Origin of the sequence: Mesorhizobium sp. LSHC420B00 (assembly GCF_000503055.1) — a bacterium.
GTDB lineage: Bacteria > Pseudomonadota > Alphaproteobacteria > Rhizobiales > Rhizobiaceae > Mesorhizobium.
In genome coordinates this window covers 34,537-51,613 of record NZ_AYVY01000030.1, presented here as the reverse complement: position 1 = coordinate 51,613, position 17,077 = coordinate 34,537, and the positions used below count along the sequence as shown (strand labels likewise).

The 17,077-nt window shown below is 61.2% G+C and carries 16 protein-coding genes and 1 pseudogene; 4 read left to right on the top strand and 13 right to left on the bottom strand.

From position 1 onward, the window contains the following. Positions 1-3 precede the first annotated feature (3 nt). The 5 genes from X760_RS67675 to X760_RS67655 all read right to left on the bottom strand — a co-directional run bounded on the left by X760_RS67675 (position 4) and on the right by X760_RS67655 (position 6,041). Positions 4-942 carry a sugar ABC transporter permease gene (locus X760_RS67675; protein WP_023721859.1) on the bottom strand — a complete coding sequence of 313 codons (939 nt, stop codon included), beginning with the start codon at positions 940-942 and terminating at the stop codon, positions 4-6. Between the two features lie 101 nt (positions 943-1,043). Beyond that, positions 1,044-2,297, bottom strand: a complete 1,254-nt coding sequence (locus tag X760_RS67670; RefSeq protein ID WP_031194880.1) for a sugar ABC transporter substrate-binding protein — start codon at positions 2,295-2,297, stop codon at positions 1,044-1,046. Between the two features lie 707 nt (positions 2,298-3,004). Beyond that, a complete protein-coding gene (gene ugpC, locus X760_RS67665) occupies positions 3,005-4,150 on the bottom strand; it encodes a sn-glycerol-3-phosphate ABC transporter ATP-binding protein UgpC (protein ID WP_023721857.1) in 1,146 nt (381 codons plus the stop codon). Between the two features lie 149 nt (positions 4,151-4,299). Then, a complete protein-coding gene (locus tag X760_RS67660) occupies positions 4,300-5,238 on the bottom strand; it encodes a PfkB family carbohydrate kinase (RefSeq protein WP_023721856.1) in 939 nt (312 codons plus the stop codon). Then, complete coding sequence (locus tag X760_RS67655) at positions 5,235-6,041, bottom strand: class I fructose-bisphosphate aldolase (RefSeq protein WP_031194878.1); 807 nt, start codon at positions 6,039-6,041, stop codon at positions 5,235-5,237. The genes X760_RS67660 and X760_RS67655 overlap by 4 nt, the downstream gene beginning before the upstream one ends. Before the next feature lie 232 nt (positions 6,042-6,273). Between X760_RS67655 and X760_RS67650 the strand changes: the two genes are divergently transcribed. Further along, the gene (locus X760_RS67650) at positions 6,274-7,035 is read left to right on the top strand and encodes a DeoR/GlpR family DNA-binding transcription regulator (protein ID WP_023721854.1); all 762 of its coding nucleotides are present in this window, start codon (positions 6,274-6,276) and stop codon (positions 7,033-7,035) included. Between the two features lie 97 nt (positions 7,036-7,132). Here the strand turns inward: X760_RS67650 and X760_RS67645 are convergent, their stop codons facing one another. The 7 genes and pseudogenes from X760_RS67645 to X760_RS79210 form a co-directional block, all read right to left on the bottom strand. Beyond that, positions 7,133-8,125, bottom strand: coding sequence for an ROK family protein (locus X760_RS67645; protein ID WP_023721853.1), 993 nt, complete (start codon positions 8,123-8,125; stop codon positions 7,133-7,135). Further along, entirely contained in the window at positions 8,125-8,847 is a 723-nt protein-coding gene (locus tag X760_RS67640) for a ribulose-phosphate 3-epimerase (protein WP_023721852.1), read from the bottom strand. Before X760_RS67640 ends, X760_RS67645 begins: the two co-directional genes overlap by 1 nt. Further along, positions 8,844-9,677, bottom strand: a complete 834-nt coding sequence (locus X760_RS67635; RefSeq protein ID WP_023721851.1) for an alpha/beta fold hydrolase — start codon at positions 9,675-9,677, stop codon at positions 8,844-8,846. Before X760_RS67635 ends, X760_RS67640 begins: the two co-directional genes overlap by 4 nt. Next, positions 9,677-10,495: a sugar phosphate isomerase/epimerase gene (locus X760_RS67630; protein WP_023721850.1), complete on the bottom strand. Its 819-nt coding sequence runs from the start codon at positions 10,493-10,495 to the stop codon at positions 9,677-9,679. The genes X760_RS67635 and X760_RS67630 overlap by 1 nt, the downstream gene beginning before the upstream one ends. Further along, positions 10,495-11,571 carry a Gfo/Idh/MocA family oxidoreductase gene (locus tag X760_RS67625; protein WP_023721849.1) on the bottom strand — a complete coding sequence of 359 codons (1,077 nt, stop codon included), beginning with the start codon at positions 11,569-11,571 and terminating at the stop codon, positions 10,495-10,497. Before X760_RS67625 ends, X760_RS67630 begins: the two co-directional genes overlap by 1 nt. 10 nt (positions 11,572-11,581) lie before the next feature. Continuing rightward, the gene (locus X760_RS67620; protein ID WP_051409751.1) at positions 11,582-12,358 is read right to left on the bottom strand and encodes a sugar phosphate isomerase/epimerase; all 777 of its coding nucleotides are present in this window, start codon (positions 12,356-12,358) and stop codon (positions 11,582-11,584) included. Beyond that, positions 12,355-12,522, bottom strand: a pseudogene (locus X760_RS79210) (sugar phosphate isomerase/epimerase); the annotation flags it as partial. The pseudogene X760_RS79210 and the gene X760_RS67620, both read right to left, overlap by 4 nt. A gap of 400 nt (positions 12,523-12,922) precedes the next feature. On the opposite strand from X760_RS79210, the gene X760_RS67615 reads away from it, so the two are divergent. Both X760_RS67615 and X760_RS67610 read left to right on the top strand, forming a co-directional pair. Beyond that, entirely contained in the window at positions 12,923-14,071 is a 1,149-nt protein-coding gene (locus X760_RS67615; RefSeq protein WP_023721845.1) for a Gfo/Idh/MocA family oxidoreductase, read from the top strand. A 15-nt stretch (positions 14,072-14,086) separates the two neighbouring features. Next, positions 14,087-15,064 (top strand): alpha/beta hydrolase, encoded by a 978-nt coding sequence (locus X760_RS67610; protein WP_023721844.1) that lies wholly within the window; start codon positions 14,087-14,089, stop codon positions 15,062-15,064. Here the strand turns inward: X760_RS67610 and X760_RS67605 are convergent. Then, positions 15,052-16,074, bottom strand: coding sequence for a LacI family DNA-binding transcriptional regulator (locus X760_RS67605; protein WP_023721843.1), 1,023 nt, complete (start codon positions 16,072-16,074; stop codon positions 15,052-15,054). The two genes, X760_RS67610 and X760_RS67605, sit on opposite strands and share 13 nt — an antisense overlap. Before the next feature lie 709 nt (positions 16,075-16,783). On the opposite strand from X760_RS67605, the gene X760_RS67600 reads away from it, so the two are divergent. Further along, positions 16,784-17,029 carry a type II toxin-antitoxin system prevent-host-death family antitoxin gene (locus X760_RS67600; RefSeq protein WP_023721842.1) on the top strand — a complete coding sequence of 82 codons (246 nt, stop codon included), beginning with the start codon at positions 16,784-16,786 and terminating at the stop codon, positions 17,027-17,029. The last annotated feature ends 48 nt before the right edge of the window (positions 17,030-17,077 follow it).

Sequence of the window (17,077 nt, the reverse complement as noted above, 5' to 3'; positions counted from 1 at the left end):
CGGTCACCTGGCCTTCTGGTGTTTGATGTAGAAGTAAGTCGCGCCCATCGAGATGATCAGGATGAAGATCGCGCTCGCCGAGGCTTGTGAAAATTCGTAACTCGAAAACGCAAGCTTATAGGTATATGTGCTTAGCACCTCGGTCGCATGGATCGGGCCACCGCCCGTTGTCATCCAGACCAGCGGGAAGACCTGCATCGTCCAGATGAAATCCAGCAAGGCGATGCTGATGATGATCGGCATCAGCTGCGGAATCGTGATGTACCGGAACTTTTGGAACTCATTGGCCCCATCGATGCCTGCGGCCTCGTAAAGGTCCTTGGGGATGCCCTGCAGACCGGCGAGCAAGCTGACCATGTAAAGCGGGTATCCCGCCCAGATGTTCGCAAACGTCAACGCATGCAGCGCGGTTTTCGTCGAGGAGAACCACTCGACCTTGAAGTTGACGATATGGAGCGCCATCAGGATGCTGTTGACCACGCCGTTGGGATCCAAAAGCAACCGCCATATGATCGCGATGATCACTGCCGTAAAGAGCCAGGGCAAGATGTAGAGAACACGCAGAATGCTTCTAATCACCGGATGGACGCGTTGGGTGTTCAGCAAGAGCGCGAAGGCCAAGCCGATTAGAAGATGGAAAATGACGCTCATCACCGTGAAATAGAGGGTCTGCCCGACCGACTGCCAGAAAACCGGATCTGCGAAGATCGTCACGTAGTTCCGCAACCCTACGAAAGCAGCGTCCTTTTTCATGATCGCGCCGTCCATCAGCGAATAGCGCAGGACCGTGATCATGGGAAACAGCATGAGCAGGCAAAACAAAAACGTGGCTGGTGCCACGTAAAACAGCGGGATCAGCCTCTTTCTTGTCTTGTAAGAGATCATGCCACGCTTGCGCACTTTCGTTGGCGTGACGATCAGACCTTCGTTGGCGAGGCTCATGAGGTGTAACCCGTTTGATCGTAGGAACGTATCGTCTGGTTACGATGCAGCGGCAGCGCGATAGAACCATATCGCGCTGCCGGAATTGTCTGGAGCTGCGCCTACTTGGCGAAGTCAACCAACCACTGCTTTTGCGTATTGGCAGCCGCGTCCTTTGCGGTTTGCTGGCCGTCGAACATCTTTTGCACTTCGACGTTCATGTCTCGCATCAGGTCCTCGGCGACGGGCAGGCCCACGAATTCGTTGGCCAGGTGGCCGCTTTGGTAGATCTTGAAGGCTTCCTCAAATAGCGGGTCCGATTTCGAGAAGTCAGGCTTCGCGTGCACATTGCCTGGAAAGGCGTTTGCGAGCGATACCAGGCGGCCGTTCACTTCCGGGCTCATCAGATATTCAACAAGCTTCCAGGCCTCAGCCTTGTGCTCGGTGCTGTTGCTGATGCCGATGCCCCACGAGGCATAGGGCAGTCCGCGCTTACCCGAATAGCCATCAACCGCAGGCAGGGCAGAGATGCCGAACTTGAGATCGGGGTTGCGCTGGCGGATAAGATTGATATGTGCCAGCGAGTCGATCATCATTCCAACGCGGCCGTTGACGAACTCTTCGACCTTGTCCTGTTCCTTCTTGGCAAAGATGCCTGGCGATATGACGCCGGCGTCCTGCAGGGACTTGATGTATTCGAGCGTACCGACCACGGCACTATTTTCCACATCGGGCTTACCGTCCTTGAGCATCGACGCCCCGGAAGCCCACACCCAAGACATCACGTCGTTCTGGATGCCGCCGGGATTTTGCAGCGATAGCGGCAGCACCCACCCGTATTCGTTCTTGTCCGTATTGGTCATCTTCTTCGCGGCAGCGGCGAATTCTGTGCGGGTAGTCGGCATCTTGTCGACACCGGCAGCCTTGGCCAGATCGAGATTGACGAAGACCGGGTATACGAACGAGGCTAGCGGGAACATGACGCTTTGGCCGTTGACCTTGATGATGTCAGCGATCTGGCTCGGGTCATATTTGGCGTCGGCCATTAGGCTGTCCATCGACGCGATTGCGCCCTGCTTTGCAAGCCCGTTGACCCATGCGCCGTCCAGGCCGACGACATCGCTAAGCGTACCCGACGCGGCGCCGACCACGATCTGATCATGGGTGGCGGAGTAGGGGCCGCTGACAAGCGTCACCTTGATGCCAGGGTTTTTAGCTTCGAACTCATCCATGATGCCACGCAGAGCGCCAGCGGGCATTTCGGGCTCCCACCATTGGATGAATTCGAGATTGGTCTCAGCGAAGGCGCAGGTGGCAGATAGTACCCAGACGGCCACAGCGGACGAAGCCGCTACAATATATTTACTGACGTTCATGTTTCCCTCCTCGGAGCGATGTTTTGGCTCGATCCTCCCGATCGCGATCAAACTAGGTTCCCTTCCGGGTCTTTGTGTCAATCAAGAACTGGGATCGGGAAGAATGGCTGGGATAATGCGAAGCCAGAAATAAATGTAAGCAGTTGAATAATAACGCGATTTGTCTGAGTTCCGAGGAGGTGCTTTTTCCATTGTACACATTGCTCGCGTCGCATTTTTCCGCTAATTTCGTAAACAAACGAAAGCCTGTTAGCTCAAAAGAAAACAAATGAAAGGCGCATCGATCGGGCGGAAAAGCGGGCTTTCGGCGAGGTCACGCACTTGCGAAGACGTCGCAATTTAGACGGCGTTCAGGCGACTCTTGATCGCTTGGTCGCTTTGTTGGGTGACCAATGGGCACAAGACGATCTCGAGCTCCCGGTGAAAAAATCGGCGTGTCGCACCGCTGAACGATGTCGAGCAGGGTTGCACCGTTTGCCAAGGAGGACGGCCCGAAATTTCCCTTGATGCAAAGCCAACGATCTTAGTCGCCCACGAATGCTTGGCTCCTGGCCGGCTACGATCTGGCAGCTTAGAAGTCACGGCCTTAAAATAACCCTCAACCAACCGATTTGATGGTCGAGCGAGGGTTCGCACACCAGAGTGGAGCCAGCGTCTAACGAAATTTGCGCGTCCGATTCTTTCCGGATCAACCCTCGCGGATCACGCTAAATTGCGAGATGCGTCTGGGGATCGAAGAAGTGCAACTTGGCCGCGTTGATCGCAAGATTAATCAACTCGCCCGGCCCGACCGCGCTGACGGCTTCAAACCTCGCTACGGCGTTTGCCGCACCGCTTAGATCTTCAACGGCATCTGGGTCGCCGGAATCGATTCGAACCGCATCGACACTCAGGTGAACGACAAGCTCGGATCCCAATTCCTCCGTCGACTTTACGATGGCCGGCAGAGTGGCATGGCGCGATCCCGATTCCAGACTGCTGTCGTAGAGATCCTCGGGGCGTATGCCGAAGATGAGTGTCTTGCCTTCGAAGGCGGTCAGACCAGGCGAGCGCTCAAACGCACTCGTCGGCACCGGGATCGAAAAGGTCGGCAGGTCGATCCTGCCATTGTGCAAACGGCCTTCGAACAGGTTCATCGATGGCGACCCGATGAAACCCGCCACGAAGGCATTGATTGGCCGATTGTACAGTGTCTTTGGCGTGTCGACCTGCTGAAGCACACCGCCTTTTAAGACCGCAACCCGGTCGCCCATGGTCAAGGCTTCGGTCTGATCGTGTGTTACATAAATCGTGGTCACCCCCAACTGTCTTTGCAGGCTGACAATTTCCGCGCGCATTTGCACGCGCAGCTTGGCATCGAGGTTTGACAAGGGTTCATCCATGAGAAAGGCCGCCGGTTCGCGCACCATCGCGCGCCCCATGGCGACCCGCTGGCGTTGTCCGCCTGACAGCGCCGCCGGCTTACTGTCGAGCAGCGTTTCCAATTGCAGGGTCTTTGCAATTTCATGGACGCGCTTCGTGCGCTCGGCCTTGCTCTTCCCCGCAAGCTTCATCGAGAAGGCTATGTTGTCGAACACTGTCATATGCGGATAAAGGGCATAATTCTGAAAGACCATCGCAATATCGCGGTCCTTCGGCGCCAGATCCTCAACATTCTCGCCGCCAATGCTCAGGGTTCCGCTGCTGATCTCTTCCAGCCCCGCGATCATGCGCAAGGCAGTCGATTTTCCGCATCCCGAAGGGCCAACGAGAATGAGGAACTCGCCATCGTTTATCGTCAGGCTAAGATCCCTGATTGCTTGGAATTTCGTCCCGTAGGTCTTGCAAATCTTGTCCAACACAACAACGGCCACGTCACATCCTCCCTATTATCTGCGCTAGCTAAACGTCGAATAGCCTCCACCCAGCGCGACTGCAGATCGAACCGGCAGTGTCATCGGCGCAGCCAAGGCGCGCTCCCCGGACGTTCCCCCAGAAGCGGCAATATCCGAGCGATGAATTCTCAGTCTGGCGACGTAATCGGTATGGGCACAGGCGCATTTTCTTTCGCCATCCACGCGAGACAGGCATTGTGGTCTGGCAGAGCCATACGGCCACCGCGGCCCGTTACCGAGATCGCGGCCGCGGCGTTTGCATAAACAACGCAGGCGACAGGCTGCTTTCCCTGTGTAAGGGCAAAGGCATAGGCCCCATGGAAACAATCCCCCGCGCCGGTCGTGTCCACTGCCCTGACCTTGTAGGCCGGAACGTGCCACAAAACGGCATCGTCCTTTTGCCGGAGGTAGGCGCCTCGATCGCCATCGGTCAACACGACCGCGGAGCGGTCATCCGACCACAGCTTGCGCAGGATCGCCGTCGCCTCTTTTTCGCCTGTATAGGTCTGCGCAAATTCCAGAGGGAATACCAGGTGATTTGATAGGCGGATCAATCGGTCGGTTGCAGGTCCGATTGTCCACTCAATATCGGCGATCACCGCCAGACCCAGCGTGCGGGCACGAGCAACGACCATCTCCGCCTGCGTGGCGTAGCCGTCGATCAACAGTACCTGGGCTTGCGCAAGGACGCTGTCGGCCAGCGCATCCGAGGTCCCGTGCGGCACATCATCATCATAGGCGATGAACCGGTCACCATTAGGCGCGACAGTGATCACCGACCGGATCGGCCTGGCATCGGAACGACGTGGCGCGAACGATATGTCGACACCGTGTCGTTCAAGTTCGCGGGCGCTGACATCTGAATGTGGCTGATCGCTCAGCCAGCCGATGAAACCGGCACGCCCGCCCAACTTGGCGACAGCAACGAGTGCCGTCGCCACATTGCCGCCGTGGTCCCTCGTGCGATTTGTCACCCTCCCTTTGCCGGCACCCAGCGGGCTGTCGACATAGATGATGTCGTCAATCGCCAAGGCTCCGAAGCCCAAGACCTGAAGATCGCCGGTCACGGCTCACGTGCCGCAGCCGCCAAAGCGTCTTGCGGCGCCATCCCGTCGTGAATGACGCCCTTGAACGCACGCGCTGCCATCGTGATGTCACCATGCCCCCACAAATTGCGCCCCACGACCGCACCCTTCGCGCCGGCGCGCAGGGCTTCAGAGGTCTGGGTCAGAGCGCCCAGAAGATCCTCGGTCTTCGGGCCGCCGGCGATAACGATGGGAACCGGGCAAGTGGCGACCGTTTCCTTGAATGAGTCGAAGTCCCCAGTGTATCCGACCTTGATCACGTCGACGCCGGTCTCAAAGCCAATCCTAACTGCATAGGCGATCTCGTCGGGCGTGAAGACGATCTTGCAGCCGTTTGAATAGTCGCGCGGATAAACATGCGCAACGACCGGCATTTCGAAACGAGCAGCAGCGTTGACCGTATCGGTAAGCCAGCGAATGTAGTGGCCCTCGGTATCGCCCCGCACCGGAATGGCGACGGCCAGCGCATCGGCACCGTAGCGCACGGCATCTTCGGGTGTCGCGATCAACTGACTGATCCGATCGTCGGGCGTAAAGCACCCCGCCTGAATGACCAGCGCCGCCTTGCCGGCGTAAGCCGGCCACAGATGACGCGCCGCACCAGGCTGAATGCTGATGTAATCTGGCTCTCCGGCCATCACTCGCTTGAGCGCGCCGGGGAGATCCGCAAGGCCGCCCTCACGGACGTTGCCATAGCCTACGAAATGGTCGACCGCACCACCGAACAGGTTTCCAGATCGATGCGAGAACAGCCGCGACAAGCGAATTTTAGTTCCAAGGCCCATATCGGTGCAGTCCCTTCGCGATTTTTGATCTGACATTGAGGGACCCTAACTCGAAAGCAAAACAATACTCAATATTTCGATTTCTTTCGTTTTGATATAAGATTGCGATTGCGACCGCTAGCGTTCGCTACGATGACGCGCTATCCCAAGGATTCGCAAACGCTTGCCGGTTTGGGGTTCGATTTTCGAAAGGTTAGCGTGCAGCTATTCAAACAGCAATTCGGGGTCACACATGCTGGCGGAACAACGACGACATCAGATCATGCTCGAGCTTCAACGGACCGGCCAGGCGCGCACCAGCCAACTGGCGGAAAACTTCGGCGTGTCCGAGGTGACCATTAGGTCCGACCTGGAAATTCTGGACGCAAAAAAGCAGTTGATCAAAACGCATGGCGGCGCAATTGCCTTGCCCGCTGATTCGCCCGCCGCGGCCTTCGAAGAACGGATGTACCGCAACTTCGATGCCAAACGGCGTATCGCGCAGATGGCGGCGCGCCAGATCATAGACAACCAGTCCGTGGTGTTCGACAGCGGCTCGACGTTGCTGCAGGTCGCAATGCAGATGCCCCCGGTCAGCAATGTCGTAGTAGCGACAACCGCGATGAACATCGCGCAGCATCTGATGTATCGTCCCGGACTGGACGTGCATATGATAGGCGGTCGGGTCTATCCCGAGACGGTCAGCACGATCGTGTCGGATTTTGACAAGGCCGTGGGCGGTCTTGTGGCTCACCAGGCATTCGTCAGCGCGCATGCGATAGATCACTCATTCGACGTTGTCGATGTCTCAGAAGACATTGCACGTACGAAGCGTAATCTGGTTCGTATGGCCAGGCGTGTGATCCTTGTGGCAGATTCAAGCAAATGGGATATCGGCGCCTCGTCCAAGGCATTCTCGTTGTCACGTGTCGATCTGATCATCACCGACACTGGTATGCCGTATGGGATTCGTAGCCGATTGGACAAGCTGGGAGTCGAAGTGCGCTACGTGTGAGTGCCTTTCGTCTGCCATCAGCCTCTCGGTGCCGCGCCGCGTTTGACGCTGGAGTTCGAATTCGCTGCGGCCGAAGCGCTCACGGCGAGTGCCGGCGTCATCTTCTCTCGTCGTTCTGCGCCATTGCCAGTGACGTTCCTGGCTCGCCCTCCCACAGGATCAGGCTTGCCGCGCCGACCAGGCCGGCCTGGTCGCCGAGCTGCGCCTGTACGATCGGCACATCGCGATAGGCGGGCATCGCCCGCGCTTCGACGGTGCCCCTGATAAGCGGCGCCAGCAGATCGAAGCCGTTGGCGAGGCCGCCGCCCATCACGATCAGATCAGGCGAGTAGAGGTGCAACAGATTGGTGAAGCCGATGCCCAGCCACTTCGCCTCGGCCTCGACCAGTTCGAGCGCCCTGATATCGCCGGCGTGCGCGGCCTCGACGACGTGCCTGGCCGAGACATCGCCGTCGCCGGAAAGACGCCTGAGCAGTGAGCCGTCGCCGGGAGCCGTCAGCCGCGTGGCATGCCGCCCGAGCGCGGTTCCCGACGCCACCGCCTCGAAGCAGCCGATGGCGCCGCAGAAACAGCGGTCGCCTTCGCCGGTGATGGTCATATGGCCGATCTCGGCTGCCAGCCCGCGTCGGCCATGATAGATGTGGCCATCGGCAACAACGCCGCCGCCGATGCCGGTCGACACGGTGACGAAGACCACCGATCCGCTACCCCGGCCGGCGCCGAAACGCCACTCGCACAGCGCGGCTGCATTGGCGTCGTTCTCCAGCCGCACCGGCAGGCCGAAATGCCTGCCCAGAATGTCGAGCAGCGGCACGTCGTGCCAGCCGGCCAGCGTCGGCGGCGCGATCACGATCCCGGCCTTGGGATCGAGCGGCCCCGGCGCGCAGACGCCGATGCCGGCAATCTCTGCCTGCGGCCGCTCGACCAAAAGCCTGCCAGCAAGTGAGATGATCTGGCCGATCACCGCTTCCGATCCCGCACCCGCCAACGTCGGCGCCGAAACGCGGGCGACAACCCGACCGTTGCGCTCGACCAGCGCGCCCCGCAGCTCCGTTCCGCCGAGATCGAATGCAAGCGCAACTTTGGTCATCAGGCGGTGACCTTCAACCCATGCAGCCAGGCCATGCGTTGCGCAAGGTCGGGGTCGCCGAACGCCAGCGATCCGAGCACCACCGTTTCGGCCCCGGCAGCACGCAGGCGCGGCACCGTCTCGTGTCGGATTCCGCCATCGGCAGCCAAGATGATTTGGTTCTCTCGACCTGCTTTTCGCATCAGCGCGCGCGCCTCGATCAGGCGCGGGCAGGCCTGGTCGGACAGGGCCTGGCCCTTGACGCCGATCGACGTGCCGAGAAGCGTCACAAAGGCAACTTCGGGCAAGAAGGGCGTGACGGCGCAGACAGGCGTCTCCAGCCTGAGCACCGCGCCGGCCTCGGCGCCTAGCTCATGCGCCAGCCGCACGGCGCGCAACCCGGCCTCGCCGTTTTCAACATGGACGCTGATGAGGTCGGCGCCGGCCTCGATGAACTGGCGCGTTTGCTCCTCGACGATTTCCGCTTCGACCATCAGATGCACATGGATCGGCTTTGTCGTCAGCTTGGCGATCCGTGCCACCAGATCCGGAAAGAACAGGAAGCCGGGGGTGAAGCGGGCGTCAGCGACGTCGATGTGATGCAGGTCGACATAAGCGTCTATGCGCTTCAGATCGCGCTCCATGTTGGCCAGGTCGGCCGACCACAGGGAAAACTCGCCGAGCAGCCGGTTGCGCGGCAAGGCGGCGATGGCAATACGGCCGGACAGGGATTTGCTCGTCATGAGGCAACAAGGCTCCGGATGTTGAAGTGGGCGTGAAGGAACGTGGTGATCTCGGCCTGCAGCTCCGCGAAATGCCTTTTGCCGTCGAGCGCCTTGGCGGCGATCTCCACAAAGGCCGCGCCGGGGATGGCATCCGCAAGTGTATGCGCGGCCGATAGTGGATGCACCGCATCCACAGTATTGCCGATGACCAGCACAGGAATGCCAAGGGTGGCGGCGTCGCTTGCCGAGACCTCAGCTCCATCGGCAGCGATGTCGGCCAGGACTTGCGCAAACAATGCTGCATCCGGGCGGTCGAAATAACCGAACAGCGAGGCGAGATTGTCTGGTGCCTCGCTCTGCAGGTGCGCGGCGATTTCAGACCGCGAGAAGATCGTCCTGGCCTTGTCGGGGCCATGATCGAGGATGAGGCCGGCGACCTCGGCGATCGGCTGCAGGTTCACTGGCGCGCGTTCGAACGTCCAGGCCGGCCGCACAAGCATCAGGCCGGCGACGCGGTCCGGACAACGGCAGGCAAGGCGTAACGCAATCGCGGCGCCCATGGAAATGCCGCCAGCGACGAAACGGTCGAGGCCGGCCTGGTCGGCGGCGGCCAGAACATCGTCCGCAAACATCGCCATTGAAAACGGTCGGCGGCTGCCTAGATCGGACTCACCGTGTCCGCGGCAGTCCAACGTGATGCGCCGGCAGCCGGCGTCGATGGGGAAAGCCTGCGCGACCTGTGCCTCGCCGCCGCCCAGCCCGTGCTGGAAGACGACGGCAAGCCCGTCGCCCTCATCGGAAATCCGCAGCGTGGCATCGTCGCGAAACAAGGTCGCCGGGCGCGCCATCAGCCCAGGCCCTTCAGGAACCGGGCGACGCCTGGTGCCTCTTCGGCTGAAAGGCCGTGCGTGACTAGCGGCCCGTCAAAGCCTGACACTTTGAGCCGGGCGACGAAATCGGCGAAGTCGACGACGCCGCGGCCGACGGTGGCAAAGCGGCCGTCGGCGAAACGGTCCTTAGCGTGGGCCATGGCGACGTGGCCTGCGGTGCCTTCGACTGCTGCAGCGACGACGGCGCGTGCTTGCCCTGTGCTCGCCTGTTCGAACAGGTTCGCCGGATCGAGCACAATGCGCAGCCGCTTCGAGCCCATCTCTGCGATAAGGCGCATCGCGTCCGCTGCCGATGTGACGATGTTGGCCTGTTCGGGTTCGATGCCGAGATCGACACCGTGATGCTCGGCCAGAGCAAGCGCCTTTTCCATCTCGCTTGCCATATCGGCCCAGGCCGACGGATCGGCATTGCCAGGGTGATGCGCCCACTGGTCGTCCGCATTGCGCGTTCCCGTGCACAGGGTGACGAGCGGAACCGAAAGCGCTGCCGCGGCCTCGATGACCGCGCCAAGACGGCGCAGGCCGTCGTGGCGCACCGTCATGTCCGGATGGGCCATGTTGTAGGTGCCCGACAGCGCCACCAAAGCGACGCCGGAGGCATTAGACGCAGCCGAAATAGTGCTGATGGCGTGATCCGGCACCGCATCCGGCATCGACGGCAGGCCGGCGCAGGCAAGGTTGAACTGAGTAACAGCAAATCCGGCGTCGCGCACCGCGGCCAGCACACCGGCCGGCTCGCTTCCCGGAAAAGTCTTGGCGAAGACCCCGATCTCCATCAGACCGCTCCTGTTACGCCAGCAATCTCGACGCGTTGGCCGGTTTCGACCGAGCGGGCGATCGCCACCATGGCGCGGATCGAGGCGAGGCCGTCCTCGACGTCGGCGCCACGCAGCGGCGCGCCGTCAAGCACGGTGTCGGAGAGGCCTTCGAGCTGGCGTCGGAAGAAATGGCCGTCCGCGCCAAGCGGCTTGCGCGACGTTGCATCCTTCTCATGGAAGATATCGACCTCGCTTGCCCGGAAGTACCAGGGATTGAAAGTCTTCGCGATCACCGAGCCGTTTTCGCCGTAGAGCTGGAAGCCCTCGTGCCAGTCCATGCGCACAGCCACCGTCAGGTCGAGATGGCCAAGCGCTCCGTTGGCGAATTCCGTTTCGACGAACCAGCAATAGGCGCCGAAACGTTGGTTGAGACGGGCGCGCACCGCGAGGATCTCACCGCACAGGAAGCGTGCGGTGTCAACGAGGTGCGAGCCATGCGCAAGCATGAAGTACCGCCTGAGATCGGCCTTCGGATTACCGGCCGGCTTGCGCGCCAGCCGGCTGCTGACCGGCAGCGGTTGGATGGCATCGGTGTTGGTGTAGCGGTGGGTGGAATCGCAATACCAGGCTTTTAGCGCCAGTATCTCGCCCATCTCGTCGCGGACGAAATCGCGCGCCGCCTCAAGAGCCGGGTCGAAGCGCTTCATGTGGCCGACCTGCAGCACCTTGCCGGAGCGCATGACCGCGTCGGCGAGTTTTTGGCCCTCTTCGACCGAGACGCCGATCGGCTTCTCGCACAGCACATGCTTGCCGGCCTCGAGCGCCTTGATCGCCATCGGCACGTGATAGGCGTCCGAGGTCGCGACGATCACCGCCTCCAGTTCCGGGTCGGCCAGCATGGCGTCGTAGTCGCCATACATCTTCTCAGGTTCATAGGTCGCGCCCATGCGCCCCAAAAGGTCGGGGGCGGCATCGCAGATAGCATAAAGGTCGGCGTTCCTTGCTTTGACGCAGGATTCGAGGTGGGCGAATTGCGCGATCGGCCCGCAGCCGAGCACACCGACACGAAGGCGGCGGTCTTGTTTCCGGATCATGATCTGTTCCTCACGCGCCGTAGCCGCGCATCGTCTGGCGGTTGGTCTTGACCGCGGCGGCCGGATCTGCGGCAGCGGTGTCGGATTCTTCCTCCAACACCAGCCAGCCGTTGAAGTTGGGCGCGGCGCTGGCGATGGCGATCACTGCCTGGGTGTCGCAGACGCCCTTGCCAAGCATTGCCCAAGTGCCGCTGGCATCGACATCCTTCAGGTGAACGTAGCGGATGCGGTCGCGATGGGTTGTGAGGGTGTCGATCATGTCGTTGTGGCCGCGCAATATATGGCCGGTGTCGGGCACCCAACCGACCAGCGACGGATCGATCAGCCCGAAGATACGGTCGTAATCGGCGCGGTCGAACAGCAGCGTGTTGTGGTGCGAGCTCGGATGTACCGCGACATCGACGCCGGCCTTGCGCCCAAGCTCACCCGCCCTGTTGTAGATCTCGGCCGCGATGGCGAACCTGTCGTCGCGTCGGCCGTCCGAGACGACGGTGGCCGAGCCCATCGACACCATCGCGCCCGGAAAAGCGGCGGCGAAGTCGATCCAGCGCTTCGCGGCCTCGAGGTCGGCGCCGATCTGCTCCTTCAGTGTGAAGCCGTTCTTCGAACCGAAGGCAAAGGAGACGAGGGTGAGGCCGGTCGCCTTCAGTGCGGTGGCGAATTCCGCCGGCCTGCCGGCATAGCGGCCGATCATCGTGTCGGTGATCTCGATGCCGGCATAGCCGCCATCGGCGATCGCCTTGAGCAGATCGTCCGGGCCGCCGGCGAAGCGGTCCCCGAGCNGAATTCCGCCGGCCTGCCGGCATAGCGGCCGATCATCGTGTCGGTGATCTCGATGCCGGCATAGCCGCCATCCGCGATCGCCTTCACGAGATCGTCGGGGCCGCCGGCAAAGCGGTCTCCCAACATTTCCCAGGTAAAGGTCTGGCAACCGACTTTCAGGTTTTTCACGATCGTCCTTTCATTCCTTGATGCCGCCTGCGTCAGCCTCCCCGAGGCGGTGTTGGCAAAGCTCATTCGGCGCGCGACAGGCGCGAGTCCGGCGAACGCCCAGTCCTGCGCGCAAGCCGACCGCTGCTGCACCAGCTGTCCGGCGCTTCCAGTGAGAAATTGCCGGCGGTCGGCGATCGTCACATGAGCACGGGCTTCGAGCCGGCGGCCGGCCGATTTTTCATGTCAGTCATTTCTCCTCCCAGGGCCGGCAGCTCGCCCGACGTTCGTCAGCATTTTCGCATGTTCTATAACAATTTTACGCGCGTCAATATTTAAAATGTTGTATAGCGGCTTGCGAATGTGATCCGTTGCCGGCGCAGCGGTCCAGGCCGCTGCGGTGTTGGGAGGTACGATCGAAATGCACGGGAAATCAAAGACAAAGCTCGGCATCGGCGTTGTCGGGTGCGGCAACATCTCGATGACCTATTTGCGCAATGCGGCTCTGTTCGGTGAGGTGGAACTGCGCGCCTGCGCCGACATTTCCGCCGACATGGCGGCCTTGCGCGCCAGCGAATATGGCATCCGTCCGCTCAGCGTCGACGCGCTTCTGGCCGACCCGGAGATCGACCTCGTCCTCAACCTGACCATCCCGTCGGCGCATTTCGACATCTCATTTTCAGCGCTTTCGGCGGGCAAGCATGTCTTCACCGAAAAGCCGCTGGCGACCTCGGCCAACGACGGCCGCCGTCTTGTCACGGAGGCGGCGAAGCGCGGGCTGCTGCTCGGCTCGGCCCCCGACACGTTTCTTGGCGCCGTCGGCCGGCGGGCGCGCCGCCTCATGGACGGGGGTGCGATCGGCCGGCCGGTGACCGGCACCGCCTTCATGATGGGGCGCGGCATGGAGCATTGGCATCCCAATCCGCAATTCTATTATCAACCCGGTGGCGGCCCGGTCTTCGACATGGGGCCATATTACCTGACTATGCTGGTCAACCTGCTCGGGCCGGTCGGCCGCGTGATGGCCATGGCAACGCGTGGCCAGGAGGAGCGCCTGATCACCGCAGAGGGTCCCTACAGGAACACCACCTTCAAGGTCGGCACGCCAACCAGCATCCTGTCGCTGCTGGAATTCCGCTCAGACGCTACCGTCGCCTTCGGCGCCTCCTGGGACGTCTTCAAGCACTCCAACCATCCGATCGAACTGCATGGCACGGAAGGCTCGCTCAAGCTGCCCGATCCGGACACATTCGGCGGCACCGTCTCGCTTTCGGAGCGCGGAGCCGACTGGGCAGACTTCACAAGCGAGAGCGAACTCTACGGCGCGCGCAACTGGCCCTTCGCCGCGCCCGATCGCGCCAATTACCGCATGCTCGGCGTCGCCGACCTTTCACGCGCGCTGTTGAGCGGAAGAAAGCCGCGTGCGTCCGGCGACCTTGCGCTGCATGTGCTGGAGATCATGGAAGCGATTCTCGCTTCGGGCGAAAGCCGCGAGTCGGTTGCAGTCAATGGAACCGTCGATCAGCCGCCACTCCTTGCGGAGGACGAGGCGGCAAGCCTGCTTGCCTGAGTTTGGGGGCCGTCCATGACAATATCGCCTTCGCCCTTGCTCGATCCGGAAGCCCAGCATGTGCTCGACCTCGGCCGGCAGGCGGCCGCCAAGCCGTTCGAGGCCGGCAGCCCTCAGGAAGCCCGCCGCGCCTATGAGCAGGGCTTTCCGACACTGCAGGGCGAACGCGAGCCGGTCGCCTCGCTGACCGAGCGCACCATCGCCGGACCAAGCGGCCCATTGACGCTCAGGATCTATCGCGGGCTAGGAGCTTCCGCGCATGGCGCGCCGGCGTTGCTCTATCTGCATGGCGGCGGCTGGGTGATCGGTAATCTCGACTCCCATGACGAGATCTGCCGCTGGTTTGCCAACATGGCCGCCTGCGTCGTCGTCTGTCCCGACTACAGGCTGGCGCCGGAGCACAAGTTCCCGGCGGCGATCGAGGATTGCCGCGTGGCGCTTGCCTTCATGCAAAGTGCCGTCGACGATCTCGGCGTCGACACGAAGCGCATCGCTGTCGCAGGCGACAGTGCGGGCGGCAACCTCGCCACGGTGCTCTCCCTGCTCGCGCGCGAAAACAAGAATCCGCCGACGGCGCAGCTGCTGTTCTACCCGAATACGCACGCCGCGCAGACGGCCGACAGCTATTGCCGCTTTGCCGAGGGTTTTGGTCTCACTGCGGCAACCATGACTTGGTTCCGCGACCACTATGTTACCCATGCCGGCGATATCAACGATTGGCGCGTGTCGCCGCTGAAGGCGGCCAGCCTTGCCGGTGTGGCGCCGGCCTTTGTTGCCATCGCCGGCCATGACATTCTCGCCGACGAAGGCGAGGCCTACGCGAAGCGTCTGGAAGATGAAGGAGTGCCGGTCGCCCTGCGCCGCTGGAATGGCCAGATCCACGGCTTCGTCTCGATGGGCCGCCATAGCCCGGCTGCACGGCAAGCGGTCAGCGCGGCGGTCCGCGCATGGCGCGGCTTCGATCTCGCCTTTGGAAATGCTCAGGCCGATTGACGCATGACCAGCGTCGCGTCGAGATTGATCTTGGGTGCAACCGCAGTCCCGTCCTCATCAAGCAGGGCCAGCAGCGTCTCCACACTGCGTCCCGCCATAGCGGCGAAGTCCTGCGCCATGGTGGTCAAGGCAGGACAGGTGTAGCGGCTGAGCGGGTGGTCGTCATGGGCCGCGACGCGCAGGTCGCAATCGCTTTTGCGGCCGACCTTGCGACCTTGCGAATAGGCGGCCGCCATGACGCCGAAGGCCAGGCGGTCATTGGCGCACAAAATGGTCTTACCCGGCAAGCCACCATTGCTGAGCATTGTCTCCATCTGCTGGTAGCCGATCCGTTCGAAATCCCAGGTGTATTCATGGGTGTCGCCAATGATCACCGGCTCTTGCCCGAGCCGTTGCATGGCGCTTGCATAGTTGTGCAGGCGTTCGCGCGTATTGTGATTGACGTGCGGGATGTCGAAATAGACCGGCGCGTCGCCGGAGCGGCAGAGGTAATCGACGATCGTCGAAACGCTCTGGCTGTTGTTGTTGCCGACGAACGGCGTGCCGCTCTCGAGATAGGTATCGAAATAGACGATCGGTATGGCCTGCGTCAGCTTCTCCAGCGCACGGTGGTCCGAGCGCAGGCCGAGCGGCGCGATCAGCCCACCGGAAACTTTTAGTGACAGGATGGTTCGCGTCGCTTCCACTTCGAGTTCGCGCGAGCCGTGCGAGGAGATCACGATCGGCCAGTAGCCTTCGTGGCGCAGCCTAAGTTCGATGCGGCTGACCATCTCGGAATAGAAAGGATCGGCGAGAGTCGGCACCACGATGCCTATGCTGCGGGTCCGCTTGCGGTTCAGGTTGCGGGCAAACAGATTGGGCTGATAGTCGGACGAGCGGAGTGCCTCCTCGATCCGCTTTCGCGTCGCTGGCTTGACGCTGGTTGGATCCTCGAAATATTTGGACAAGGTCGGCCTGGAGACGCCCCAGGAGCGGGCGAAATCCTCCATGGTCTTGTGCGTCATCGGCATTGAAATCCTCTCGTCACAGACATCCGATCCCGGGTGGTTCCTCGGCGCTGCCCGCCATGCGTGCAACTGCAAGGCGAAAATTTACAGATAATGTCCGAGAGTTTCCATGCGTAAATTTATTAATTGACGCAAAAGGCGCAAGCGGTATTAATCGTCGGGTGAGCAATGGGAAATTCGAGTCTCGCGGCGAGGCGAGAGCGCAGCGTCGGAACGAATTCCGCGAGATCGAGAAACTGGTCAGTGCCGGCGAGATCCTTGTCGAGATCAGCCGACACCCATGCGCGGTGACTTGTTTGGAGCCCTGTGGTGCCGGCACGCTACGATGAACAACTAAACCAGCTTCAAATAGGCTTGCCAAAGGAATTGGGGCTGGCAACTCCGAATCCGCAGAGGCGATGCGGGACTTGATCCAAACAGTTACTGTGTCTCGAGATCCGTCGAAGATCGGCGGCATCGAAGTCGAAACGGGGGTCCAACGGCACTACTGGGCGAGATGCCTTCCCCACACTCATCGAACTATCGCCTCCGACTTCGTTGCTGTGGTTGAGCGAAGCTACCATCCTGATCAAGCCATTCCTAACGGCGAATTCGGGCCATTAGGTCGAAATCCCTTCCTTGCTAGGAGCCGGCTAGGCGCGAGGAAGTCGCTCAATAGTGGAAGATCGACCCGAGTAGACTAAGTTGCATGGACTAAGTCGCGGGGCCCGCAATGCACACCGTCAATATTCACGAGGCCAAGACGCATCTGTCTCGTCTTGTCGACAGGGCGGTCAAAGCTGAATCCTTCATAATTGCGAAATCCGGCAAGCCGATGGTGAAGGTCGTTGCCATAGACGCACCTGCGGCCGGCGAAATGCGTCGCGTTGGGTTTATGGCCGGGCAGTTTTCAGTTCCGGACGAGGTTGATCGCATGGCCGATGAGGAAATCGGGAAGCTGTTTGGCGGCGACGCATGAAACTTCTGCTCGATGCCCATCTTTTGCTCTGGGCGGCGGGCGAGCCCG

Coding starts and splice junctions, on each gene's coding strand:
- X760_RS67675 (WP_023721859.1), bottom strand. CDS start 942: ATGAGCCTCGCCAACGAAGGTCTGATCGTCACGCCAACGAAAGTGCGC.
- X760_RS67670 (WP_031194880.1), bottom strand. CDS start 2,297: ATGAACGTCAGTAAATATATTGTAGCGGCTTCGTCCGCTGTGGCCGTC.
- X760_RS67655 (WP_031194878.1), bottom strand. CDS start 6,041: ATGGGCCTTGGAACTAAAATTCGCTTGTCGCGGCTGTTCTCGCATCGA.
- X760_RS67650 (WP_023721854.1), top strand. CDS start 6,274: ATGCTGGCGGAACAACGACGACATCAGATCATGCTCGAGCTTCAACGG.
- X760_RS67645 (WP_023721853.1), bottom strand. CDS start 8,125: ATGACCAAAGTTGCGCTTGCATTCGATCTCGGCGGAACGGAGCTGCGG.
- X760_RS67640 (WP_023721852.1), bottom strand. CDS start 8,847: ATGACGAGCAAATCCCTGTCCGGCCGTATTGCCATCGCCGCCTTGCCG.
- X760_RS67635 (WP_023721851.1), bottom strand. CDS start 9,677: ATGGCGCGCCCGGCGACCTTGTTTCGCGACGATGCCACGCTGCGGATT.
- X760_RS67630 (WP_023721850.1), bottom strand. CDS start 10,495: ATGGAGATCGGGGTCTTCGCCAAGACTTTTCCGGGAAGCGAGCCGGCC.
- X760_RS67625 (WP_023721849.1), bottom strand. CDS start 11,571: ATGATCCGGAAACAAGACCGCCGCCTTCGTGTCGGTGTGCTCGGCTGC.
- X760_RS67615 (WP_023721845.1), top strand. CDS start 12,923: ATGCACGGGAAATCAAAGACAAAGCTCGGCATCGGCGTTGTCGGGTGC.
- X760_RS67610 (WP_023721844.1), top strand. CDS start 14,087: ATGACAATATCGCCTTCGCCCTTGCTCGATCCGGAAGCCCAGCATGTG.
- X760_RS67605 (WP_023721843.1), bottom strand. CDS start 16,074: ATGCCGATGACGCACAAGACCATGGAGGATTTCGCCCGCTCCTGGGGC.
- X760_RS67600 (WP_023721842.1), top strand. CDS start 16,784: ATGCACACCGTCAATATTCACGAGGCCAAGACGCATCTGTCTCGTCTT.